The sequence below is a fragment of the Isoptericola sp. NPDC060185 genome (genome assembly GCF_042728595.1).
Classification (GTDB): Bacteria; Actinomycetota; Actinomycetes; order Actinomycetales; family Cellulomonadaceae; genus Isoptericola.
The window spans coordinates 1-21,415 of sequence record NZ_JBHWYY010000006.1; the positions used below are offsets into that span (position 1 = coordinate 1).

At 71.9% G+C, this 21,415-nt stretch carries 18 protein-coding genes and 1 pseudogene; 9 read left to right on the top strand and 10 right to left on the bottom strand.

Going from position 1 to position 21,415, the window contains the following annotated elements:
* Window positions 1–59: 59 nt before the first annotated feature.
* Complete coding sequence (locus ACFWDO_RS03745; RefSeq protein WP_079574616.1) at window positions 60–779, bottom strand: IclR family transcriptional regulator; 720 nt, start codon at window positions 777–779, stop codon at window positions 60–62.
* A gap of 165 nt (window positions 780–944) precedes the next feature.
* Here ACFWDO_RS03745 and leuC point away from each other — a divergent pair, with 165 nt between their 5' ends.
* Window positions 945–2,420 (top strand): 3-isopropylmalate dehydratase large subunit, encoded by a 1,476-nt coding sequence (gene leuC / locus ACFWDO_RS03750; RefSeq protein WP_380325851.1) that lies wholly within the window; start codon window positions 945–947, stop codon window positions 2,418–2,420.
* A gap of 37 nt (window positions 2,421–2,457) precedes the next feature.
* On the top strand, window positions 2,458–3,096 hold the full coding sequence (gene leuD / locus ACFWDO_RS03755) for a 3-isopropylmalate dehydratase small subunit (protein ID WP_380325848.1): 639 nt from the start codon (window positions 2,458–2,460) through the stop codon (window positions 3,094–3,096).
* A gap of 56 nt (window positions 3,097–3,152) precedes the next feature.
* Here the strand turns inward: leuD and ACFWDO_RS03760 are convergent, their stop codons facing one another.
* From ACFWDO_RS03760 to ACFWDO_RS03770, 3 genes are all read right to left on the bottom strand, one after another.
* On the bottom strand, window positions 3,153–3,596 hold the full coding sequence (locus ACFWDO_RS03760) for a GntR family transcriptional regulator (protein ID WP_380325845.1): 444 nt from the start codon (window positions 3,594–3,596) through the stop codon (window positions 3,153–3,155).
* Window positions 3,593–4,528, bottom strand: coding sequence for a hypothetical protein (locus ACFWDO_RS03765; protein WP_380325842.1), 936 nt, complete (start codon window positions 4,526–4,528; stop codon window positions 3,593–3,595). Before ACFWDO_RS03765 ends, ACFWDO_RS03760 begins: the two co-directional genes overlap by 4 nt.
* Window positions 4,529–4,625: 97 nt before the next feature.
* Entirely contained in the window at window positions 4,626–5,501 is an 876-nt protein-coding gene (locus tag ACFWDO_RS03770; RefSeq protein ID WP_380325839.1) for an LLM class flavin-dependent oxidoreductase, read from the bottom strand.
* A gap of 137 nt (window positions 5,502–5,638) precedes the next feature.
* Between ACFWDO_RS03770 and rnhA the strand changes: the two genes are divergently transcribed.
* Both rnhA and lpdA read left to right on the top strand, forming a co-directional pair.
* Complete coding sequence (gene rnhA / locus ACFWDO_RS03775) at window positions 5,639–6,058, top strand: ribonuclease HI (RefSeq protein WP_380325854.1); 420 nt, start codon at window positions 5,639–5,641, stop codon at window positions 6,056–6,058.
* A gap of 77 nt (window positions 6,059–6,135) precedes the next feature.
* Window positions 6,136–7,539, top strand: coding sequence for a dihydrolipoyl dehydrogenase (gene lpdA, locus ACFWDO_RS03780; protein WP_380325836.1), 1,404 nt, complete (start codon window positions 6,136–6,138; stop codon window positions 7,537–7,539).
* On the opposite strand, the gene ACFWDO_RS03785 is transcribed toward lpdA, so the two are convergent.
* Window positions 7,529–10,885, bottom strand: coding sequence for a hypothetical protein (locus ACFWDO_RS03785; RefSeq protein ID WP_380346799.1), 3,357 nt, complete (start codon window positions 10,883–10,885; stop codon window positions 7,529–7,531). The two genes, lpdA and ACFWDO_RS03785, sit on opposite strands and share 11 nt — an antisense overlap.
* A 330-nt stretch (window positions 10,886–11,215) precedes the next feature.
* Between ACFWDO_RS03785 and ACFWDO_RS03790 the strand changes: the two genes are divergently transcribed.
* Window positions 11,216–12,796, top strand: a complete 1,581-nt coding sequence (locus ACFWDO_RS03790; protein ID WP_380316134.1) for an esterase/lipase family protein — start codon at window positions 11,216–11,218, stop codon at window positions 12,794–12,796.
* A gap of 16 nt (window positions 12,797–12,812) precedes the next feature.
* Here the strand turns inward: ACFWDO_RS03790 and ACFWDO_RS03795 are convergent, their stop codons facing one another.
* The gene (locus tag ACFWDO_RS03795; protein ID WP_380316137.1) at window positions 12,813–14,543 is read right to left on the bottom strand and encodes a SpoIVB peptidase S55 domain-containing protein; all 1,731 of its coding nucleotides are present in this window, start codon (window positions 14,541–14,543) and stop codon (window positions 12,813–12,815) included.
* Window positions 14,544–14,852: 309 nt separating this feature from the next.
* On the opposite strand from ACFWDO_RS03795, the pseudogene ACFWDO_RS03800 reads away from it, so the two are divergent.
* From ACFWDO_RS03800 to ACFWDO_RS03810, 3 genes and pseudogenes are all read left to right on the top strand, one after another.
* A pseudogene (locus tag ACFWDO_RS03800) lies at window positions 14,853–15,086 on the top strand (DUF4240 domain-containing protein); the annotation flags it as partial.
* A gap of 20 nt (window positions 15,087–15,106) precedes the next feature.
* On the top strand, window positions 15,107–15,571 hold the full coding sequence (locus tag ACFWDO_RS03805; protein WP_380316246.1) for a hypothetical protein: 465 nt from the start codon (window positions 15,107–15,109) through the stop codon (window positions 15,569–15,571).
* On the top strand, window positions 15,564–15,794 hold the full coding sequence (locus ACFWDO_RS03810; RefSeq protein WP_380316140.1) for a hypothetical protein: 231 nt from the start codon (window positions 15,564–15,566) through the stop codon (window positions 15,792–15,794). Before ACFWDO_RS03805 ends, ACFWDO_RS03810 begins: the two co-directional genes overlap by 8 nt.
* A gap of 34 nt (window positions 15,795–15,828) precedes the next feature.
* Here the strand turns inward: ACFWDO_RS03810 and ACFWDO_RS03815 are convergent, their stop codons facing one another.
* The 4 genes from ACFWDO_RS03815 to ACFWDO_RS03830 all read right to left on the bottom strand — a co-directional run bounded on the left by ACFWDO_RS03815 (window position 15,829) and on the right by ACFWDO_RS03830 (window position 18,637).
* Complete coding sequence (locus ACFWDO_RS03815; protein WP_380316148.1) at window positions 15,829–16,284, bottom strand: MarR family winged helix-turn-helix transcriptional regulator; 456 nt, start codon at window positions 16,282–16,284, stop codon at window positions 15,829–15,831.
* Window positions 16,281–17,225 (bottom strand): alpha/beta fold hydrolase, encoded by a 945-nt coding sequence (locus ACFWDO_RS03820; RefSeq protein ID WP_380316151.1) that lies wholly within the window; start codon window positions 17,223–17,225, stop codon window positions 16,281–16,283. The genes ACFWDO_RS03815 and ACFWDO_RS03820 overlap by 4 nt, the downstream gene beginning before the upstream one ends.
* Before the next feature lie 245 nt (window positions 17,226–17,470).
* Window positions 17,471–17,707, bottom strand: coding sequence for a hypothetical protein (locus tag ACFWDO_RS03825; RefSeq protein WP_380316154.1), 237 nt, complete (start codon window positions 17,705–17,707; stop codon window positions 17,471–17,473).
* Between the two features lie 270 nt (window positions 17,708–17,977).
* Window positions 17,978–18,637 (bottom strand): hypothetical protein, encoded by a 660-nt coding sequence (locus ACFWDO_RS03830; RefSeq protein ID WP_380316157.1) that lies wholly within the window; start codon window positions 18,635–18,637, stop codon window positions 17,978–17,980.
* Between ACFWDO_RS03830 and ACFWDO_RS03835 the strand changes: the two genes are divergently transcribed.
* Window positions 18,638–21,415: a hypothetical protein gene (locus ACFWDO_RS03835; RefSeq protein ID WP_380316160.1), complete on the top strand. Its 2,778-nt coding sequence runs from the start codon at window positions 18,638–18,640 to the stop codon at window positions 21,413–21,415. It begins immediately after the preceding gene.

Sequence of the window (21,415 nt, forward strand, 5' to 3'; positions counted from 1 at the left end):
CGTGGGTACGCGGCGGCCGGGCCCGGGGCCTCCTGGTGGAGGTCAGGAGGGGGAGGGGCTCACTCGCCCGCGCGGCGGAGCACCTCGGTCAGGCGGTTGGCGGCGGAGACGACGGCGGCGGAGTGCAGGCGACCGGGCTGGCGGGTGAGCCGCTCGACCGGGCCGGAGACGGACACGGATGCCACGACGCGACCCGAGGGCCCGCGCACGGGCGCCGAGACGGAGGCGACGCCGAGCTCGCGCTCGGACACCGACTGCGCCCACCCGCGGCGGCGGACGCCGGAGAGGATCGTCGCGGTGAAGACGGCCTCGCGCAGGCCGCGGTGCAGGCGGTCCGGCTCCTCCCAGGCGAGGAGGATCTGCGCGGCGGAGCCCGCGTGCATCGTGAGGGTGGCGCCCACGGGGATCGAGTCGCGCAGGCCGACGGGGCGCTCGGCGGCGGCCACGCAGACGCGGTGGTCGCCCTGGCGCCGGTAGAGCTGCGCGCTCTCGCCCGTGTGGTCGCGCAGCGCGGTCAGCACGGGGTTGGCCGCGGCGAGGAGGCGGTCCTCGCCGGCCGCTGTCGCGAGCTCGTTGAGGCGCGGCCCGAGCACGAAGCGCCCCTGCATGTCGCGGCCCACGAGCCGGTGGTGCTCGAGCGCGACGGCCAGCCGGTGCGCCGTGGGGCGGGCGAGCCCGGTCGATGAGACCAGCTGCGCCAGGGTGGCGGGGCCCGCCTCCAGTGCGCCCAGCACGGACGCGGCCTTGTCCAGTACGCCGACTCCGCTAGTATCGTCCATAGGACGATATTGGCGTCTCGCCCACTGAGATTGCAAGTCGAGGACCGCATCTCACTGGACGGAACCGTCTCGCGGACCGAGCCTTGCGGGTCCGACGCGGCGGTATCGACCGAGACACACGCACACGCACGACGGCCGCGGGACGCGGCGGACGAGGAGCTCATGATGGCCGGCACGCTGGCGGAGAAGGTCTGGGAGGCGCACCTGGTGCGCCGTGGCAGCGACGGGGCACCCGACCTCCTCTACATCGACCTGCACCTCGTGCACGAGGTGACCAGCCCGCAGGCGTTCGAGGGCCTGCGCCTCGCCGGGCGTCCCGTCCGTCGTCCCGACCTGACGATCGCGACCGAGGACCACAACACCCCGACGCTCGACATCGACCTGCCGATCGCGGACCTCACCAGCCGCACGCAGATCGACACGCTGCGCAACAACGCGCGCGAGTTCGGCGTTCGGATCCACTCCCTCGGCGACGCCGACCAGGGCATCGTGCACCAGGTGGGCCCGCAGCTCGGCCTGACGATGCCCGGCCTCACCGTGGTCTGCGGCGACTCGCACACCTCCACGCACGGCGCGTTCGGCGCGCTGGCGTTCGGCATCGGCACCTCCGAGGTCGAGCACGTGCTCGCCACCCAGACGCTGCCGCTCGCCCCGTTCAAGACGATGGCGATCACGGTGAACGGCGAGCTGCCCCCGGGCGCCACCAGCAAGGACATCATCCTGGCGATCATCGCCAAGATCGGCACCGGCGGCGGCCAGGGCTACGTGCTCGAGTACCGCGGCGAGGCCATCCGCAAGCTGTCGATGGAGGCGCGGATGACCATCTGCAACATGTCCATCGAGGCCGGCGCCCGCGCGGGCATGATCGCCCCCGACCAGACCACGTTCGACTACCTCCAGGGGCGTCCGCACGCCCCCGAGGGCGAGGACTGGGACGCCGCCGTCGAGTACTGGTCCACGCTGCGCAGCGACGACGACGCCGAGTTCGACGCCGAGGTCGTGCTGGAGGCGGCCGACCTCGAGCCGTTCGTCACCTGGGGCACCAACCCCGGCCAGGGCCTGCCGCTGTCGGCGTCCGTGCCGGTGCCGGCCGAGATCGCCGACGCGGGCGACCGCGTCGCGGCCGAGCGCGCGCTGGAGTACATGGGCCTCGAGGGCGGCACCCCGCTGCGCGACATCAAGGTCGACACCGTCTTCATCGGCTCCTGCACCAACGGCCGCATCGAGGACCTGCGCTCGGTGGCCAAGGTCCTTCAGGGCCGCCAGAAGGCGGACGACGTGCGCGTGCTCGTCGTGCCCGCGTCGGCCCGCGTGCGCCTGCAGGCCGAGGCCGAGGGCCTGGACGTCATCTTCAAGGAGTTCGGCGCGGAGTGGCGCAACGCCGGCTGCTCGATGTGCCTCGGCATGAACCCGGACCAGCTCGCCCCGGGCGAGCGCGCCGCGTCGACGTCGAACCGCAACTTCGAGGGCCGCCAGGGCAAGGGCGGGCGCACGCACCTCGTGTCGCCGCTCGTCGCCGCCGCGACCGCCGTGCGCGGCACGCTGTCGTCGGTCGCCGACCTCGAGTTCGAGGGCGAGGTCGACCTCACGACGTTCGACGGCACCCCGCTGGCGCCGCTGTCCGCCCCGTCCTTCGTCTGACCCCACCCCGTCGCAGAAGATCGTCCAGGAGATCGTCATGGAGAAGTTCACCACCCACACGGGCGTCGGGGTGCCGCTGCGCCGCAGCAACGTCGACACCGACCAGATCATCCCCGCCGTCTACCTCAAGCGCGTCACCCGCACGGGCTTCGAGGACGCGCTGTTCGCCGCCTGGCGCGGCGACCCGTCGTTCGTCCTCAACCAGGACGCCTACAAGTCCGGCTCGGTGCTGGTCGCCGGCCCCGACTTCGGCACCGGCTCGTCCCGCGAGCACGCCGTCTGGGCGCTCAAGGACTACGGCTTCCGCGTGGTGCTCGCGCCCCGGTTCGCGGACATCTTCCGCGGCAACTCGGGCAAGCAGGGCCTCGTGGCCGGCGTCGTCGCGCAGGAGGACATCGAGATCCTCTGGAAGATCCTCGAGACCAAGCCCGGCACCGAGGTGACCGTGGACCTCGAGGCGCGCACCGCGCACGCCGACGACGTCACCGTGCCGTTCCAGATCGACGACTACACGCGCTGGCGCCTCATGGAGGGCCTCGACGACATCGGCCTCACGCTGCAGCACGAGGACGACATCGCGGCCTTCGAGGCCGAGCGCGCGGCCTGGCGGCCCAAGACCCTGCCGGCCAAGCACCTGCCGAGCGTCCCGATCGAGCCGGCGCGCCCCGTCGGCTGACACCGCCCCGCCGCGTCGAGCGTGCTGACTTGTTCCTCACCCGAGCTGGTTGAGGATCAAGCCGGCACGCTCGATGCATTTCCGGTCGCGTTCCCGGGCGGGTCGGCGGGTGCGGCGAGGGCGCCGCGGACGACGTCGAGCACGGCGTCGTCGGACAGGCCGGCGGCGCGCGCGTCCGCGACGAGGGCGCGGGCCCCCGCCACGATCCCGGCGGGCGGGGGAGCGGTCCCGCCCGTCCCGGCGGCTGCGCCCGCGCGGGCCGCGGGTGCGACGACCGTGCCCGTGCGGCGGCGGGAGACGACGACGCCGCCCGCCTCCAGCTCGCGGTACGCGCGCTGCACGGTGCCGACGGCGATGCCGAGGTCGCGGGCGAGGTCCCGTGACGCGGGCAGCCGGTCGCCCGGCGTCAGCGTGCCGACGGCGACCGCCGCGGCCACCTGAGCGCGGATCTGCTCGTAGACCGGCACCGGCGACGCCAGCGAGACGACGATGTCGCTCATGCGGCGGCCGGGGCCGCGACGGCCGTCGCTGCGGACGCCGCGCGGGGCCGCGCGGCAAGCAGCCCGACGACGATCGAGGCGACGGCGGCGGCGAGGCCCAGGACGGTCACGGTCGTGCCGAGGGCGACCAGGCCGTGGTCGGGGGTGCCGTTGAGCAACAGGTTCTCGCCCCCGGAGCGGACGGCGCTCCCGCCCATGGCGAGGGTGACGCCGAGCCCGACGCCGAGGCACAGCTGCACGGCGCCCAGGAGGCGGGTGGCGCTCGTCGCGCGCACGGCGTCGTCGTGCGCCGCGGGGACGCCGTGCAGGGGCGGGCGGCGCACGATCGCGCGGAGCGTGGCCCACGTCGCCGCGAGGGTGGCAGCGAGGCCCAGCAGCATCGCCGCGCCGTAGGGCCAGCCGGGGTAGGGGCCCGAGGAACCGGTGAGGACCCCGCCGCCGGCCATCGTCACCGGGCCGGTCGGGAACGCGCGGCCGGACCCGTCGGCGGTCAGGCCGCAGGCCACCAGGACGACGGCGAACGCCCCGGCGGTCGCCAGGACGGCCTTGAGGCGCGCGCCGCCGAGCGACCCGACGGTGCGACGGGTCAGCGGGGCCGAGCGGACCTCGCCGCGCGGCCGGGGCCACGTCCGCTCGCCGACTGCTCGCACGGCGCAGAACACCAGGGCGACCGAGAAGGGCGCGACGGCCTGGAGCAGCCCGGGCGCGGGGGCCCACTGCGGCCAGACGACCGGCTGGGCCAGCAGCACGACCGCGCACACGACTGCGGCGCCGAGCGCGACCGACGAGACCAGCAGCTCGTGCCGACGGGCTGCGCGGGCGGGGCCGCCGTCGTCCGACGACCGGCGGGTCACGAGCCACAGCACCAACGCGACGAGCACCGCGGGCAGGGCCACCGCGACCAGCGCCGCGACGAGGACACCAGCGAACATCCGAACCTCCGGGAGCGGGCGGGCTATCACTAATGAGTCAACGCATTGAATCATTGGCGATGCCCGGTGTCCACCGGTGGGCCGTGCGCCCGGACGGTCAGAGCTGCGGCGGTCCCTGCCGTGCGCGATCGAGCAGCCCCTCCGGCGTGGCTGCGGCCGGGTCCCACCAGGAGTCGATGAACCAGGTGGCGCCGGCGTCGGCCATCGCCCGCGCCTGCTCGCGGGCTGCGCCGCGGTCGTCGGGCAGCAGCCCGGAGGCGACGATGTCGAACGTCCCGGCGCCCTGGTCGCCGTCGGTCGCGCGCTGCTCGGCGATCCACGCGGCGAGCTCGCGGACGGCGTCGGGACCCGCCTCCGCCTCCTCGGGGGTGGCGCCGCGCACCTGCGCGACGATGCCGTCCCAGCGCAGCGTCCGCCGCAGGTTCCTCAGCGGCGGTCGCTGCGCGTCCCAGACGCCGACGGGCCACACGGGGATGTGGCCGTGGACCGGGGGAGCGGCGAACCGGAACGGCCCGGTGCGCACGTGCTCGCCGTCGGCCTCGAGCTGCTCGCCCGACCACGACCGGCGCAGGAACTCGAGCGTCTCGTCGAGCTTCGCCGCCCGCTCCCGCAGGTCCGTGACCTGCCCGGGGACGGACGTGAACCCGCGGTCGTCGAGCACGCCGACGCCCGCCGGCAGCACGAGCCGCCCGCCCGAGAGGTGGTCGACGGTGAGAGCGCGCTGCGCCAGCTCCCACGCCCGGTGCCGCGGCACCGCGAAGACCATCGCTCCCAGGGAGATCCGCTCCGTCACGGCCGCGGCGCCCGCGAGGATCGCGAACGGGTCCCACGCCGTGAGGGACTCGCCGCCCCAGTCGGCCATGCTCAGGCCGTCCCAGCTGAAGAAGCCGTCCCAGCCGTGCTCCTCGCACTCGCGCGCGAGCGTGACCATCTGCTGCGGGGAGCCGAAGCTGCCGACGAACCCGAACCTCATGCGCGTCTCCTTGATCGTCACCGGAAGTCTGCGAGGGATGTCCGGCCGACGCTACGCGCGCCGTCCGACATCGTCCCGGAGCTCCAGGAACGTAGGGTGGGCGCGTGCCTGACGAGAACGACAAGCCCCTGGTCGAGATGTGGACCGACGGCGCCTGCAAGGGCAACCCCGGGCTCGGCGGCTGGGGCGCGCTGATGCGCTCGGGCGAGCACTCCAAGGAGCTCTACGGCGGCGACCCGCTCACGACGAACAACCGGATGGAGCTCACCGCCGTCGTCGAGGGGCTGCGCGCCCTGAAGCGGCCCAGCACCGTCGTGATCCACGTCGACTCGTCGTACGTGATGAACGGCATGCGCACCTGGATCGCGGGGTGGAAGCGCAACGGCTGGACCACCGCCGCCAAGAAGCCGGTGAAGAACGTGGACCTCTGGCAGGCGCTCGACGCCGAGGTCACCAAGCACGACGTGCGCTGGGTGTGGGTCAAGGGGCACGCCGGAGACCCCGGCAACGAGCGGGCCGACGAGCTCGCGAACCTCGGGGTCGACACGGTCCGCTGAACCCGTGGCCCGACCCCCGGTGAAGGTGCGACGGACGTCACGCCGCAACCGGTGGCGCGCGCGAATAGGCTGGGCCCATGGCTTCCCACTACGACGTCGTCCTCCTCGGGGCTGGCCCCGGCGGCTATGTCGCCGCGATCCGCGCGGCCCAGCTCGGCAAGTCCGTCGCCATCATCGAGGAGAAGTACTGGGGTGGTGTCTGCCTCAACGTGGGCTGCATCCCCTCCAAGGCCCTGCTGCGCAACGCGGAGCTGTCGCACATCTTCACGCACCAGGCCGACTTCTTCGGCATGTCCGGTGACGTGACGTTCGACTTCGGCAAGGCGTTCGACCGGTCCCGCGAGGTCGCGGACGGCCGGGTCAAGGGCGTCCACTTCCTCATGAAGAAGAACAAGATCGCCGAGTACGACGGCCGCGGCACCTTCCGCGACGCGCACACGATCGAGGTCGCGCTCAACAAGGGCGGCACCGAGACGGTGACGTTCGACAACGTCATCATCGCGACCGGCTCGCAGGTGCGCCTGCTGCCGGGCGTCGAGCTCTCCGAGAACGTCGTGACCTACGAGAAGCAGATCATGACGCGCGAGCTGCCGAAGTCGATCGCCATCGTCGGCGCCGGCGCCATCGGCATGGAGTTCGGCTACGTCCTGAAGAACTACGGCGTGGACGTCACGATCATCGAGTTCCTCGACCGTGCCCTCCCCAACGAGGACGCAGACGTCTCCAAGGAGATCGCGAAGCAGTACAAGAAGATGGGCGTCAAGATCCTGACGTCCACCGCCGTCCAGACCATCAAGGACAACGGCTCGTCCGTCACCGTCAGCTACAAGGGCGTCAAGGACGACAAGCCCGGCGAGCTCGTCGTCGACAAGGTCCTGTCCGCCGTCGGCTTCGCGCCGAACGTCGAGGGCTTCGGCCTCGAGAACACCGGCGTGCAGCTCACCGAGCGCGGCGCCATCGCCATCGACGATCACATGCGCACCAACGTGCCGCACATCTTCGCCATCGGCGACGTCACCGCCAAGCTCATGCTGGCGCACGTCGCGGAGGCGCAGGGCGTCGTCGCCGCCGAGACCATCGGTGGCGCCGAGACCATGACTCTGGGCGACTACCGCATGATGCCGCGCGCCACGTTCTGCTCCCCGCAGGTCGCGTCGTTCGGCCTCACCGAGCAGCAGGCCAAGGACGAGGGCTACGACGTCAAGGTCGCGTCCTTCCCGTTCATGGCCAACGGCAAGGCCCACGGCCTCGGCGACCCCACCGGGTTCGTCAAGATCGTCGCCGACGCCAAGTACAACGAGCTGCTCGGCGCCCACATGATCGGCCCGGACGTCTCCGAGATGCTGCCCGAGCTCACCCTCGCGCAGAAGTGGGACCTCACCGCCGACGAGGTCGCGCGCAACGTGCACACGCACCCCACGCTCTCCGAGGCCGTGCAGGAGTCCATCCACGGCATCGTGGGGCACATGATCAACTTCTGACCCACCCGGTCGGACCAGATCGTCTGGTCGATGGCCCGGAACCGCGGACTGCCGCGGTTCCGGGCCATCGTCTTCCTGGGGCAGCGGAGCACATGCCGGCCAGCCAGGAGGCCAGCTCCGTCCGCAGCTCCTCCGCGTCGAGCCCTTTCAGCAGCTTCTCGGGTCCAGAGAAATGGGCCGTGATCTCCTCGGCCAGCGTGCTGCGGTCCCGGCCCGAGAGGTTCCCGAGGCTGGAGAGCGAGCTGAACCCGCGCCGGTCGAGGTCGTCCAGGATCTCGACCGCCATGGCGCGCTGAGACGGAAGGCCGTGCGCGAGCGAGATGTGCATCTGAGCGAGACCCCGCACGTGGTGGGCGAGGGTGGGCGTGAGCGAGAGGCGTTCCGCGAGGCTGGCGGCGGGCAGGCTCGCCATCGCCTCCGACGAGGTCAGGCCCGCCTTCCTGAGCGCGGAGCGGCAAGGCTCCATCGACCCGACGTCGAGCAGCGACGACCGGGGGTCGTCGCCGAGCTCGTGGTGCAGCCTGGTCCGTACTTCTGGCACCTGCAGCAGGTCATGGAGCTGTGGGTCGTTCACGTACCACGCTGCAAGGTCGCGTCGGGACCGGACCGCAAAGGTCAGGCGGCTCACCGCCGCGTCCTGAGCAGGTTGTGGCCTGCTTGCCAGGTAGCAGGCATAGGCGTAGTGCGCCGAGGTGGTCCAGGCGACGGATGCGTGGGGGGATGGATCGGGACCGGCCGACAATGGCGGGGAAGCCTCGTGATCCCCGCGACCGAGCTGGTCCAGCTCCGCATCCAGCGTGTCCAGCGCCGATTTCAGCGCGCGACGGCGGCGGCCGATCTGCGCGCGGGCCGCACGTGTCAGGACACGTGTCCGGTCGACCTCGCCGAGACGCTCTGTCACGAAGCGTCGCAACGTCTCGACCGGTTGTGCGTCCGATCCGAGGGTGGTGAGCGTGTATCGCATTCCCGGCTCATACCCGAACGCCTGGGCCAGATCGGCGATCAGGCGTTCGCGGCCTCTGTCGTCGGCCTCTTCGCCCACGGGATCGCGGAATCCTTGGAGCCGACGCTGCGCCCCGGACCAGGTCTGATGGGGCTTCTTCAGATCTTCCTCGAGCGCCCCCAGCGCAGCGAGGAGATCGGTGTCGTCGGCGCGTGCATGTTCCAGCTCGTGACGGGCCTGCTTGGCGAGGAGCTGGAGCCCGCCGTCCACATGAGGACCGCCCTGCTTGCTCAGCCATTTGTCGATGAGTCGTTGCATCGCCGAAGCCGGCACCCGAAGTTCTTCTGCGAGCCTGCTGGCATCTGAGCTTTTCCCTCGATCGTGACCCTTGCCCTTGCCCTTGCCCTTGCCCTTGCCCTTGCCCTTGCCCTTGCCCTTGCCCTTGCCCTTGCCCTTGCCCTTGCCCTTGCCCTTGCCCTTGCCCTCAGGGTTGGCCGTGTCCTTGGCCGTGTCTTTGGCTTTGTTCGTGTTCTTGGCCTTGGGCTCGTCTACCGCGTCGAGCGCATCCATGAGGGCATCGAGGTACCGCTTGTCGGTCGCGGTGAACTCGACCGGTGCCTGGCGGAGAATCGATGGGCCCGACACTCCGCGCCTCTCGTTCCGGAGCGCGAACTCGTAGTTGATCGTCAGCGCCACGCGCGTGTACAGCGCGCGGAGCCGGAGGAGCGTGTAGGGCGTGTGCGCATCGAGATCGCCCCCGGTCTCGCCGGGAGCAACGGCCAAGAACCCCGCCTCCCTGGCGTTGTCGAGTGCATAGGTGAGCCAGTCGCGATAGCGACGGATCTCTTCGGGGCTCGTCGACCAGCGATAGATCGACCGACGGTGCGCGACCTGGGCGAGCCAGTTGCGAGGGTCGAGGTCGACGGCGTTGCCCAGGACGAACGGTTGAGCCTTCTCCTTCTCGCGAAGGTCCGTGGTCGCCACGTAGTGCAGACCGAGGCTGCGCCAGTCGCGGGCGCCCCCGAGCCCGGCGAAGTCGTCCGGGTATGCCTCGGCGAGGGCGACCAGGAGAGTCGCCGCGGCGAACCGGTGCAGGTCGACGGTCACGTCGGCAGCGTCGTACTCCTTCAGATCCTCCGCGCCCAGTCGAAGGGCGTCCCTCTCCACGTCGGCGGACGTCACCTGGTTGCCGTTCCGCGTGACCACGACGGAGATCTTGTCCTGCGTCGCGGCGTCGACCAGCACGTTCCACGGGGAGGTGCCCAGCACGGTCCGCAGGAAGCGGTACGCGATCGTGGCGGCCTTCCCCCCGGGGATTCCGTCGAGGGCGTTGTCGAGAGCTGATACGTCACTCCCACGAGGTACTTCCAGCCCGCGACCAGGCGTGGCACCAAGATCGCAGACGAGCGCGGCCACGTGCGCGGCGTCGACAGCGGACACGGCGCCGTCGCTGCGCGTCGCGGTGATGGTGACCCGGAGACGTGTCGCCAGCCAGGTTCCCACGGCGAACATACCGACCATCGCTCCGGCGATGCCGCTCAGCACGATGTATCCCGCGCTCCGAAGGACGGCAGTCACGAGGCAGATGAGAAGGGCCAGCGGCGCGCCGAACACGACGGAGCACGTCCACGCCAACCACCGGTCGGACAAGAGCTTGCGGACGAACCGACGATCCGGGGACCACGGCCGGACGGCTGCAACGATGGTCACCAGCGTGGATGCGGCGAGCACTCCGAGCGCAATCCTGAGCAGACGGGACCCGACCGGCTCGGTGATGGCGCCGCTTGCGTCGAAGGCCAGTGCCGGGCCCCACGTCAGCAACAATGCGGACACGACGATCGAGACGATCCCTGAGCATGCCAGGAAGCTCCGTCGTCGGGCGCTGAGCACGGGCCAGTCACCGAGCGGCGTGAGCGCACGCGCGGCGAGCAGGAGAACGGCGATGACTCCGGCCAGGACGAGGAACGACTGCCCGAGGGACTTCATCACGTCCGTGAACGACGTCCACGCCTGCGCCATTCGCTCCAGCGGCCCAGGTGGTGGCGGGAGCATCTGCTCGGACGCCGCCTCGGCGACCTCGTTGGCAGTCTTGTTCGCGGCATCGACCGCCAGCGCCTCGTGGGCCGCGGCCAGCGCAGCGGGCCAGTCTGCGCTCTCGCGCAGAGCATCAGCCCTGGCCGCGAGTGCGGCGGAGGTGTCGACGGCGGCCCTGGCGGCTGCATACTCCGTCGCGCACTGCTCGATATCCTCGTTGGACTTGATGTGGTCCACGGCACGGACCGGAAGCGCCGCGGCGGTGAGCGACGCGGCCGTCGCGCACACTGCTTGCGGCGGAGGCGATCCGGAGGTCACGAGCAACAGGGCGACGCACGACACCGCGGCGTCCAGCACGAGATTTCGCATGTCGGCCCCCTCGGCGAGTTCGACTGACGTGCCCCCTCATGATCGTGCGGTCGACCGTGTGCTTCGCACAACGTTGTTGCAGAGAATTCAGGGCAAGAGGCCGGGTGAATTCCCGTGCAGGGAACGTCGGGTCGTCCGGTGATTCGAGCATGAGGCAGAGTGCCAGGTCGACACTTCACCCTCGCTGTGCGACCAATCGAATGTCGGTGCAGACCTACGATCGTGAGAGGCCGCGTGACCTCACGGGCCTATGGCGCTGGGGGTGTCGCTGTGGAGCCGATACGACCATTGGTACTCGTGCGCGGATTCGGCGGACCTGACCTTACCGAGGTGCAGGGCAATCCCTATCAGGGATTCAACGACGGTTCGGTCTATCCGGGGCGCAGCGGCGACAACTACATCTATGAAGGATTCGTCCTTCGAGCGCTCAAGTCCACGGCCTATCGATACACGGACGCGACCAACGTCGTGGGTTACTACCCCGAGGACGTCGTCCCCCCGACCGAGCTGCGAAGTCTCACAGAGGACGACGTCCGGGGCACCGTGGTCCTCCATCCCGAGATGGAGGAGCGGGTCCTTGCCTCGGGAGTAGGCGGCACGATCTGGGTCTACAGGTACTACGACCTGCGGCCGCGCGCGCTCGCCCGCTACGGCGAGGGGCTCCGGAGGCTCGTGGAGCTGATCGAACGTTCGGCGCGGCGCCATGGCGAGAACTTCACCGGCGTGGACATCGTCGCTCACAGCATGGGTGGGCTGGTGGTCCGCGAGGGCCTGAGGCGCATGCACCAGGCACGGGAAGGATCGGCCTTCGACCTGGTCCACCGGGTGGTCACGCTGGGCACTCCGCACCGCGGGATCGCGTTCCAACGTGCGCCGGACTGGCTGCTGCGAATGCTCCCGCCGGTCGCCGGCGCGGAGGACGAGCTTTCTGCGTTCGACCCGACGAAGGCCGAGTTCACCCGCTGGGCGACCTGCTTCGACGTCTCCCGTGTCCTGACGGTCGTCGGTACCAACTACCGCACCTACGGGCCCGCTGTCGCCTCGGCCGCCAACCGGTGGAGCACGTTGACCGACGAAGGGAGCCTGGCGACGAACCGCAGCGACGGACTCGTCAAGCAGGCGTCCGCCCAGCTGCCCGGAGCGCCCCGCACCTTCGTGCACAAGTGCCACGGCGGAGCGGACTCCCTGGTGACGTCCCGAGAAGCCTATGAGATCGCGATGCGTTTCTTCCACGGCTCCCACAAGGTGTCCCTCTGGCTGGACGCGGCCGAGATCAGCCGTGGAGGCGACCTCTTCGGCCGGAGCGAGTTCTATCTCGGCGTGTCGATCAAGCCGCGATTCGTGGACTTCGAGCTCATGCACCAGGACTCCGAGTCCGAGAACTGCTACGGGCCGTTCCGCCGGGCCGACCTGATGGACGACCTCCCTGACCTCGAGGGGGAGCTTCGCAAGCCGCTGGCGGAGTTCGGCGACCGGACGACCGGCTGGGCCGGACCCGATCGCCTCGTGTGGGAGGGCTGGATCGACGCCGCCTTCACGACCGGCGTAGGCGATCGCGCCCCGGGAGCGAGCGTCCAGGGCCTGGTGTTCCGGCTCGACGTCTACGTGGGCGAACGCGACTCCTACGGGATCGGCTTCTCAGACAACGTCGTCTTCCGCAAGCAGTACTACGTGCAAGTCTTCCCCGGGGACCCTTGGGAGCTGTACGTGCACACGGGCGAGAAGTATCTGGGAACCCGTTCGTCCGCCGACCAGGGCACGCTGCGTACGCTCGCCCGACCAGAGGCCGGGGCCGAGGTCCAGGCAGCCGGTGTCGTCCCGGATCGCCCCGACCAACGGACCTTCCGCGTCGTGGGCACCGGGTTCGGGGCGACCTTCCGGATAGGGGTCGAAAGCGACCGACAGGGGTGAGGAGTGCCAGGGCGGCTCACGACACCACGCGGACCCGCAGCTGCTTCTGCCCGTACACGACGCGGGTCGTGATGTCGGACGTCCGGGTCCGCTCGAAGGCGGTCCTGCCGGAGCCGATGACGAGGCTGAGCCGGGCCTCGTCGTTGCGCAGGTTGCCCTTCAGCAGCTTCTGGACCCCGTCGAACGACGTGGCGTCGTAGAACTCGTCCTGGAAGGTGTTGCCGCCCACCACGGTGACCACGCCGCTCTTGCCCTTGAGGCGCTTCGGGATGGTGAATTCCTCGCGGAAGAACGACCGCGTGACGCCCTCCGAGCCGACCACCTGGGTGCGGAGGACCAGGGTCTTGCCGGCGCGGACCTTGGCCGTCTTGCCCGTCACGTCGACCCAGCGGCCGCCGGTGCGCTGCTGAATCTTCGCGACCCGGTACCGGCGCGCGTTGTCGCTCACACTGACCTCGTTGGTCACCCCGGTGAGCCTCACGTTCGAAACGGACGAGAGCGTGGCCACGACGGCCGGGAGGTCGAAGGCGCCCGTGGAGCCGATGTCGTCCGCCGACCGGTACCGGTCGGCGTACCGCAGCCGGAACGGGGTGCCGCTGCGGGTCCCGGTGATCGTCCACGCCTGGGTCTCCGACCCGCCGATGGTCCCGTCCACCACCCGGTCGTGGTTCGCCACCCCGGCGAGGAGCGTGACGTCCGCGAGGGCGGACGGCGCCAGCACCTGCGTCGTGCCGGTGCGCGACCTGCCGTGGTAGGTCACCTTCGACGTGATCGGCGTCGGTGTGGGGGAGGCGCCGAAGGTGCCGGCGATCCCGGCCAGGCGGTCGTCGGTGACGGTGCCGCCGACCTCGCCGACGTTCGCCACCTTGAACGGCACGCCCAACGGGTCCTCCTGGACGTAGACCGCGTCCGCGGCCGCCAGCCCCAGGCGCGCCCTGCCGGTGAAGTTCAGCGGGTGCCCGAACGCGACCACCCGGTCGCCGCACACCGAGGTCGCGGTGCCGACGCCGGCGAGGGTGATGTCGCCGTGCGACAGCACCGCGGCGACGTTGCCCCCGGCGACCACGGTGTCGATGCCGGCGGCCGTCGCGCTGCTGGACCGGCCGATCCGGTAGGAGTCCGGGGTCACCAGCTCGCTGCCGCCGGCTGCCTTGACCGCTGTGCGGGCGCGCGTCAGGTCGATCCCGCCGACCCCCATCGGCATCGGCAGCTGCCGCAGGCCCTGGGCGGCCTCCGTCCGCGTCACGTCGGTCTCGGCCGCGATGCGCGTCGCCAGGCGGGTCCCCACCGCCACCTCGGGGGCGGCCTTCGCGGCGCCGAGGTAGCCCTGCATGTCCTCGTAGGGCGTGATGCCCGCGACGGGGGAGCTGCCGAAGGCGAGGCCGTACGCGACCGCGCCGATCAGCCGCCCGTCCTCCGCGTACACCGGCGACCCCGACATGCCCTGCCAGATGCCGCCCGCCGCGTCGATCGCCGGGGAGTGGAGCTCCGCGACGATCATGTCCAGGTCGGGGGCGATGCCGTCCGACAGGACGCCGAGCACCTCGCCGGTGAACGACTGCGGGGTGGTGCCCTTGCTGACCGTCAGCCCGGTGACCGGAGCCCCGCTCACCACGTCGGAGACCGGGAACGGCGCCGCGCAGTCGGGGGTGGGAGCCGCCGTCGCCGTCGGGCCCACCGCCACCAGGCTGGTGAGCACCAGCGCGGTCGCCGCGCCGGACGCCGACAGCCGTGCCGCGCGACGCACGCTCCCGGAGCCGTGCGACCGCCGGCCGTGTGCGGTAGGTCGTCCTTCGGAGGGGGAAGTGGGCGTCGTCGCCCCGCCGTCCCCGGCGGCCGAATTCAGCATCCTCACAGCATCGGCGACGCTGCGGTCTGTCGTTGCCGAGGACACGGGTGAACTTTCTGCCGCCGGGTCGCCGGGCTTGTCCTGGGGAGCGTCCTCCCCCGAGGATCGGGCCGCCGTGCGCGCGTGCCGCGGTCCTGGCCGGCCGGACGACGGAGACGAGCAACGGTGAAGTGGACCCTGGGTGCGGCAGGCGCAGGTCGGTCGTCGATGTCGGCGGACGCGTTCTGGGAGCTCGTGTCCCTGACGGACGGGCGCGTCGACGAGGGCGCGTTGGCCCCGCTCGGGGAGGCGCTGACCAGGCTGCGACCGGCGCGCATGACGGCGTTCGGCGACCACTTCCGCGCGGCGCTGAAGGCCCTGGACACCGACGTGCACCGGGGACAACTGGTACGGGACGTCGACGACCCGCTGGGCGCAGAGCTCCCGATGTCCGACGACGTGTTCCTCTACACCGCTGCGCGGTGGTCGGCGCCGGTCGGGCGGCGTGGGAGGCCGTGGTCGCGGACCCGGCCGTGCTCGCCGCGAGACCGTGGCAGATGGCGGACGGCGAGCTGCTGCTCGCGCTCGTCGAGGAGGCGTACGACGACCGCACGGGCGAGGTGTTCGAGCTCGATCCGACCGACGAGGAGAGCACCGACTGGCTCGACGCAGGGTACGGGTTCGACATGGCGGTACCCCACCCGGCGGCCAGCACCTGGGCGGAGCTGACGTTCTGCGAGGCCCTCAATGCCGACGCGGGCTGGCGTGCCTGGTGGGAGCGCAGCGGCCGCGCGACCCTCCGGGTGTACCCGTTCGTGACGCCGCGCCCCTCGGGAGACGTGCGGGTGCGGCGACGGCGGCGGACCGTCGACGTCGAGATCGAGCTGGACTCCGCGTGGCGGCACGGCCACGACCCCCCAGCAGCTCGCGGACGCGGTGGTGCGTGAGATCCAGGACCTGGTCGAGCTCGCCGCCGCACGGCTGCGCATGCCAGCACATCCGGACTGGCCGCGCATCGGGCAGGTCCCCGAGGACCTGTCCGAGTACGACTTCGTCGAGGACGACGTCACCCCGGCGATGCTGCGCGACACGGCCCTGGCGATGGGCCTGTCGCGGGACCAGGCGGACAAGCTCCTCGCCGGAACCGACGCCGGGCACGACCGCGCCTGAGGGCGGTCCGCCGGCGGTCATGGCGGTCCGGCTGCTAGGCGAGCGTGCGCGCGGCGTGCTCGAGCCAGCGGGCGACGACGGCCAGCTCGTCGGGGGTGAAGCCGTCGGTCAGGCGGTCGTTCAGCTCGGCGAGCGCGGCGCGGACGTCGGCCAGTGCCTCTGCGCCGGTGGGCGTGAGGTCCAGGCGGACGGTGCGCCGGTCGTCGGGGTCGGTGCGGCGGCGCACGAGGTCGGCGCGCTCCATGCGGGCGAGCAAGCCGCTGGTGCCGGCGGGGGAGGCCTGCAGGGCGGTGGTGACCTCGCCGATCGTCGCGCCGGGGTGGTCGGCGAGGTGCAGCAGCACGCCGGCGGCGGGGGCGCCGAATCCTTGGCCGCCGTTCCCGGCGCTGCTCCCGGCGGCGTGCGCGCCGCCGCGTCGCGCGATCCAGCGCCGCATCTGGCGCTCCGCCGCGGTGGTGAGGAACACCAGCCGCGGCGGGCGGCGCGTCATCGGCGCGGCTTCCTGGCGCGGAAGCGGACGTTCCCGTCCTCCTGCGTCGGCGCGGCGTCGGCGCGGGCGTCGAGCCAGGCGAGGAGCTCGGGCCACAGCGTGTCGCGCAGGCCGCGGCGGAAGAAGCCCAGGTGCCCGATCGCGTCCACGCCGCCGTCGGCGGGGCTCCACGTGCGGCGTTCGATGTTGGCGGACGTCAGGTGGTCGGTGATCGCGTCGATCTGGGCGGGCGTGGCCCACGGGTCGTCGGTGAAGCCGACCGCGAGGACGTCGCCGGTGACGCGCGCGGCGTCCGCGGTGGCGGTCATGGTCGGGTCGTCGAAGAAGTAGTGCGGCATCGTCGTCCAGCGGCTCCACTCGAGCATCGCGGCGGAAGGCATGTCCTCGCCGAGGCTCAGCCGACGCCCGGGGACGTAGCCGAGCACCCGCGCCGTCGCGGGGCCGAGCGCCCGCAGGATCAGCCGGACGCGCGCCCGCTCGGCGCGGTCGGGGATCGTGGACGTCGCCGCCACGTGCGACGCGACCGTGACGAACCCGGCCAGCCCCCGCGAGCCGTTCCCCAGGGCCAGCGCGTGCCCGCCGATGCTGTGCCCGATCGCCAGCTGCGGCACGTCGCCGAACCGCGGGCGCGCCCACGCCGCGACCGCGGGGACGTCGTCGGACATCCAGTCCCGCATGCGCAGGCCGCGATGCTCGCGCGGGCTGCCCGACCGGCCCGTGCCGCGGTAGTCGTACGTGATGGCCACGTACCCTTGGGCGGCGAGGAACTCCGCGAACCCCCTGTACAGACGCTCGGGCACCGCCGTCGCTGGGTGGATCACCACGACGCCGCGCGGCGGCTCGTCGGTGGGCTTGCGCACCGTGCCGACGACCCAGCCGCCCGCCGGGATCTGGATCCGCAGCTCCTCGGAGTCCACCGTCGTCGGATCGTCACTTCGCATGCGAAATACCCTAGCGGGCTGTGTGACCGGGCCCGCGGTCGAGCAGCCCCGAGAACCGGTCGCGTGTCGCACTCTTCGGTCGTGAACCTGCCGAGCCGGCCGCGACGGAGGCCGCCGCCGTGGCCGCAGACCTCTACCAGCCGCAGAAGGCGTCGCGCATGCCTCCGACCGTCCTCACCAGCGCCGGCATAATCGGAAGCCGCGCGATTGCGTCGCCGACGAGCTGGTCAGTCGCGCGCTCGCGTTCACGCTCGGCGTGCGGACGGCAGCGGCGTGGTGCGGGGCGTGGGTACCCAGTCGTGGTCGGTCGGCTTGGCCCGCGACGCGCTGCCGTGGACCTGTGTCTGCGGCGGCACCTGCGAGGAGAACGCCCACGACACGTCGAACGTCGCCATCATGCCGACCTTTGCGAGTCCGCGCAGGTCGTCCACGAGCGAGCGGACGTCGGCGTGCGGCTCGGGCGCACCGTTCGCGATCGTCACCACGACCACTGGTCACCGCCTGCCGGGTGTCAGGAGCCGTTGTGCGAGGGAGCGCCCTGCGTCTTCCGTCGTGGCGTCCGCCGGCCGACGGGCCCGGTGACGACCTCGGCCTCGATGACTTGATGAGGGACGGTACCTCCGCCTTCGCCTCACGACTTCGCTTGCGCCTGACCCCTGTGCCATTCCTGACGGTCTCGTAGCCCCAGCATCTCTCTTACCTCGGACGACGGCTCGCACGCGCGAGGGGGATCCTCGCGCGTGCCCGGCAGGTCACGCGGCGTGTTCCACCGACGGGGCGTCGGGGGTGTCGGTGCCCGTGCCGGCGAGGGCGGCGAGCGCCTCGTCCAGCAGCCGCCGGATCCCGCCCGTGACGAGCGTGCAACCCGACTCGATCGAGGCGGCCTGCTTCGTGATCGCGGCGGCCGACTTCTTGATCGCGTCGAGCTTCTCAAGGTGCTCGATCGCGGCAGTGACCCGCTCCTGCGCCGCCACGATCTCGGCGCCTCCGCCGGTGCTGCGGGCCGACGTGATCGCCACGGTCCGCAGCAGCAGGACGACGGTGCGCAGCAGGTCGGGCTCGTCGACGTCGGGGTCGAACGCGAGCACGACGCGACGCGGCCCGAGGACGCGCACCGATTGCCCGGCGTTCTGCTCGACGGTGCGCACGATGCCGAGCGACGCCTGGGCACGGCGGTTGCGCTCGGCCATCTCGAGGTAGTCGCTCCAGCCCTTGCGCGTGGAGTCGGTCATCTCGAGGACGACGTTCGCGTCCTCACCGGTGACGGCCAGCACGCCGTCGCCCTTCTTGCTGTTCGGCAGAGCGCCGACGGCGGTCGTCGTGTCGTCGTATGCGTCGCCGAGGCCGGCCGCGACGTCGTGCATGATCGCGTGCAGCCGGCTCTCGAACGCGCCGCCCTTGATGGGTGTCACTTGCGCGACCCGCGTGCGGGCGTCCTGCACCTTGATCTGGTTGGCGAGCTCGTCGACCTTGCGGCCGAGCTCGAGGTTCTGCGCCTCCAGCCGCGTGGCGAGGTGCTGATGCTGCTCGGTCAGGGCGGCGGCGTGCCGGGCGATCGGCGAGGTCGGGTCAGCGGGGTCGAGGTGCTTGGCAGCCTGCTGGAGCAGTTGCCGGGCGCCGTCGTTGACCTGCTTCTCGAGCTGTGTGCCGAACGACGTGAGAACGGGCTGGAGGCGCTCAAGCAGTTCGGGGCTTTCGCCCGCGAACAGTCGACGGGTTTCGTCGAGGAGCTGGGACTTGGCGGCGGTGACGGCGGCCGTCAGTTCATCGCGGGTGGTGCGGTCGGCCTCGACGATGGCCTTGCGGGCCTCATCGGTGGCCTTGGACATGCTGTCGGTCGCGGTCTTCGCCGCGCGGGCGGTGAGCTCGGCGGCGGTGGTCGTCGCGGCGGCGGTCTGGGTGCCTACGTCGGCCACCATCCGCTCCAGCGCCCGGGCCTCGACGGTCTGGCCCGTCGCGGCGAGCGCACGGGCGCCGAGGGTGAGGGCCTCGGTCGCGAACGCGGTGACGTCGGCGCCTGCGAGCGCCGACTCGTCGTCGACGGCCTGCGCGCGGACACCGCCTGTCCAGCGTCGCGCCTCGCGGACAACGGCGCTGTCGTCGATGGAAAGGTCGTGCACGAGCAGCACGCGGCCGGTTTCGTCGAGCTGGGCACCGGTGGGGACGTGGTTCATGGCCTTGCTCCTTCCTGTTGGGCCGCCGGACGTGGCGACGGGACCAACGGTGATGCCCCGTTCCGCTGCTGGCAATGCTTGTCTATGTGTAGCCCACTAAACAGTGCTGAGGCGATGGCGGACACCGGATGGGGATATGGTCAGTGCGATGAGGAGGTGGGAAGCATGGGCGGGACCCTGACGAAGCGCGACATCGCGATCGCCGCTGGCGTGACGCGCCAGGCGGTGACGAACTGGTGCCGACGCGCGACCGTGCACGGCGCGCTCCACCCGTTTCCGGCCGCGGTCGCGTCGACCGCAGGGGTCGAGCGGTTCGACAGCGACGAGGTGATGGCCTGGCTGTCCGCGACAGGCCGGGGTCGAAACTCCGACGCGTCTCTCGACGCGCCCGCGCTCACTCCTCCGGACGATGCCGTCCTCGAGGACGCGGTGGCTCTGCTCGCGCTGCGGTCCCAGTCAGGTGACGACCTCGCCGACCTCACCCGGTACGAGATCGGTGCGCTCGTCGCGAGCGTCGACCCGCAAGACCGAGTTCTCGCGTCGGAGGCGGCCTCGGCGGCCGCGTCCCATGCGCTGCGTGAGTACGTCGACGGACTGTGGGAGTCGGCATTCGGCCCCGGCGATGCCCTGGACCGCCTCCTGTCGAGCAGGCTCGGGCGCGAGCTCGGGGAGCGCGGCCTCACGCGGGACGCGGTCGACCTACTCGGCGTGGTCGCCCGTGCCTGCGCGCAGTACCTCGGTGCAGGGGCTGTCGTGCTCGACGCGCCCGACGCCGTGGCCGGTGCGCTCGGCGAGGACGCTATCGTCGTCACGCCGCACGACCGCGAGCTGCGGCGTCGCCTCATGATCCGCGGCGTCTCGACGGCCGAGGCGGCTGCGAGCGTCGTGCACGTCGCCGCGCTGGTGGGGCTCGGCGACGACGAGGTGCTTGATCGCGTCGACGACATCGCCGACGGGCTCGCGGGCGGCAGCGTGGCGATCGTCCTTGGCCCGTCCTCGGTGCTCTGCGACGAGGTCCGAGGCGAGATCCTGCGCCGGCGCCGCGCCACGCTCGACGTGGGCAACCTTGTGGCGACGGTGCGACTGCCGCGCGGCTGGTGGCGCGGGGCGCACCGGCAGGCCCTCGGCCTGTGGGTGCTGCAGAGCACCCGCGAGGAGCGGTCCCCGCTCGTTGCCGACGTCACCGGGAAGGCCGTGAACGTCGGCGACGTGGTCGACGACGTGCTCGGTGCGCTCGCACAGTCCCGGGCCCGCCGGTTTCGGTACGGGCGCGCCCTGCGCTATGACCGCGTCGCAGCGGGGAACCCGCTGGTCCCGCCCGGCATGGCCCCGGCGCCGCTGCGTGGCGCGGACCTCGGGCACCGCGACGCGCTCACAGCCGCGTCGCTGCAGACCAGCGACCCTGTGCCCGGGTTCGACGTCCTCGTCCTGCCCGGCCGTGACGAGCCCGCACCCCCGCCACGCTCGCTCGGCCAGATGCTCGACGAACGCGCCGCCCGCCGCGTGCGTGGCTCCCGCATCGCCGATGAGCACACCGAGCCGTCCGGGACGACGCGCATCCTGTCCGCCGACCCCACCGAACCGGAGCGGCGCATCGACCCACTCGTCGCGGCGCAGCACTACGACCGCGCGCAGCGCACCGAGCCGGGCGACGTGGTGGTCACCGCGACCCCGCGGCCCTACGCGCTCGTCGACGAGGTCGGCGGCGCCCTCATACGCAGCCCGAGTGCCGTCGTCCGGCTCAGTGAGCACGCCGGCATCGGGCCGCACGCGCTCGCGGCGTGGATCGACCACCTACAGAGTCCGGCCGCCGATTGGCGCGCCTGGCCCGTGCCGCGCCTCCCGCCTGATCAGATCGCCTCGGTCGAGGCGACGCTCACCGCGGCCGCCGCCCACCTGCGCGAGCTGCGCCGCCGCGAGGCCGCGATGCACGACCTCGTCCACCACCTCGTCCAGGGCGCCGCCATCGGCGCGCTGGTGCTCGACCCCGCCACCGCACGGAAGAAGGCCGGCTGA

What these genes read in the sequence shown, in the direction of transcription:
- ACFWDO_RS03785 (WP_380346799.1), bottom strand. Translation starts at nt 10,885, where the DNA reads ATGCGAAATCTCGTGCTGGACGCCGCGGTGTCGTGCGTCGCCCTGTTG.
- leuC (WP_380325851.1), top strand. Translation starts at nt 945, where the DNA reads ATGGCCGGCACGCTGGCGGAGAAGGTCTGGGAGGCGCACCTGGTGCGC.
- ACFWDO_RS03745 (WP_079574616.1), bottom strand. Translation starts at nt 779, where the DNA reads ATGGACGATACTAGCGGAGTCGGCGTACTGGACAAGGCCGCGTCCGTG.
- leuD (WP_380325848.1), top strand. Translation starts at nt 2,458, where the DNA reads ATGGAGAAGTTCACCACCCACACGGGCGTCGGGGTGCCGCTGCGCCGC.
- rnhA (WP_380325854.1), top strand. Translation starts at nt 5,639, where the DNA reads ATGTGGACCGACGGCGCCTGCAAGGGCAACCCCGGGCTCGGCGGCTGG.
- ACFWDO_RS03770 (WP_380325839.1), bottom strand. Translation starts at nt 5,501, where the DNA reads ATGAGGTTCGGGTTCGTCGGCAGCTTCGGCTCCCCGCAGCAGATGGTC.
- lpdA (WP_380325836.1), top strand. Translation starts at nt 6,136, where the DNA reads ATGGCTTCCCACTACGACGTCGTCCTCCTCGGGGCTGGCCCCGGCGGC.
- ACFWDO_RS03820 (WP_380316151.1), bottom strand. Translation starts at nt 17,225, where the DNA reads ATGCGAAGTGACGATCCGACGACGGTGGACTCCGAGGAGCTGCGGATC.
- ACFWDO_RS03760 (WP_380325845.1), bottom strand. Translation starts at nt 3,596, where the DNA reads ATGAGCGACATCGTCGTCTCGCTGGCGTCGCCGGTGCCGGTCTACGAG.
- ACFWDO_RS03765 (WP_380325842.1), bottom strand. Translation starts at nt 4,528, where the DNA reads ATGTTCGCTGGTGTCCTCGTCGCGGCGCTGGTCGCGGTGGCCCTGCCC.
- ACFWDO_RS03815 (WP_380316148.1), bottom strand. Translation starts at nt 16,284, where the DNA reads ATGACGCGCCGCCCGCCGCGGCTGGTGTTCCTCACCACCGCGGCGGAG.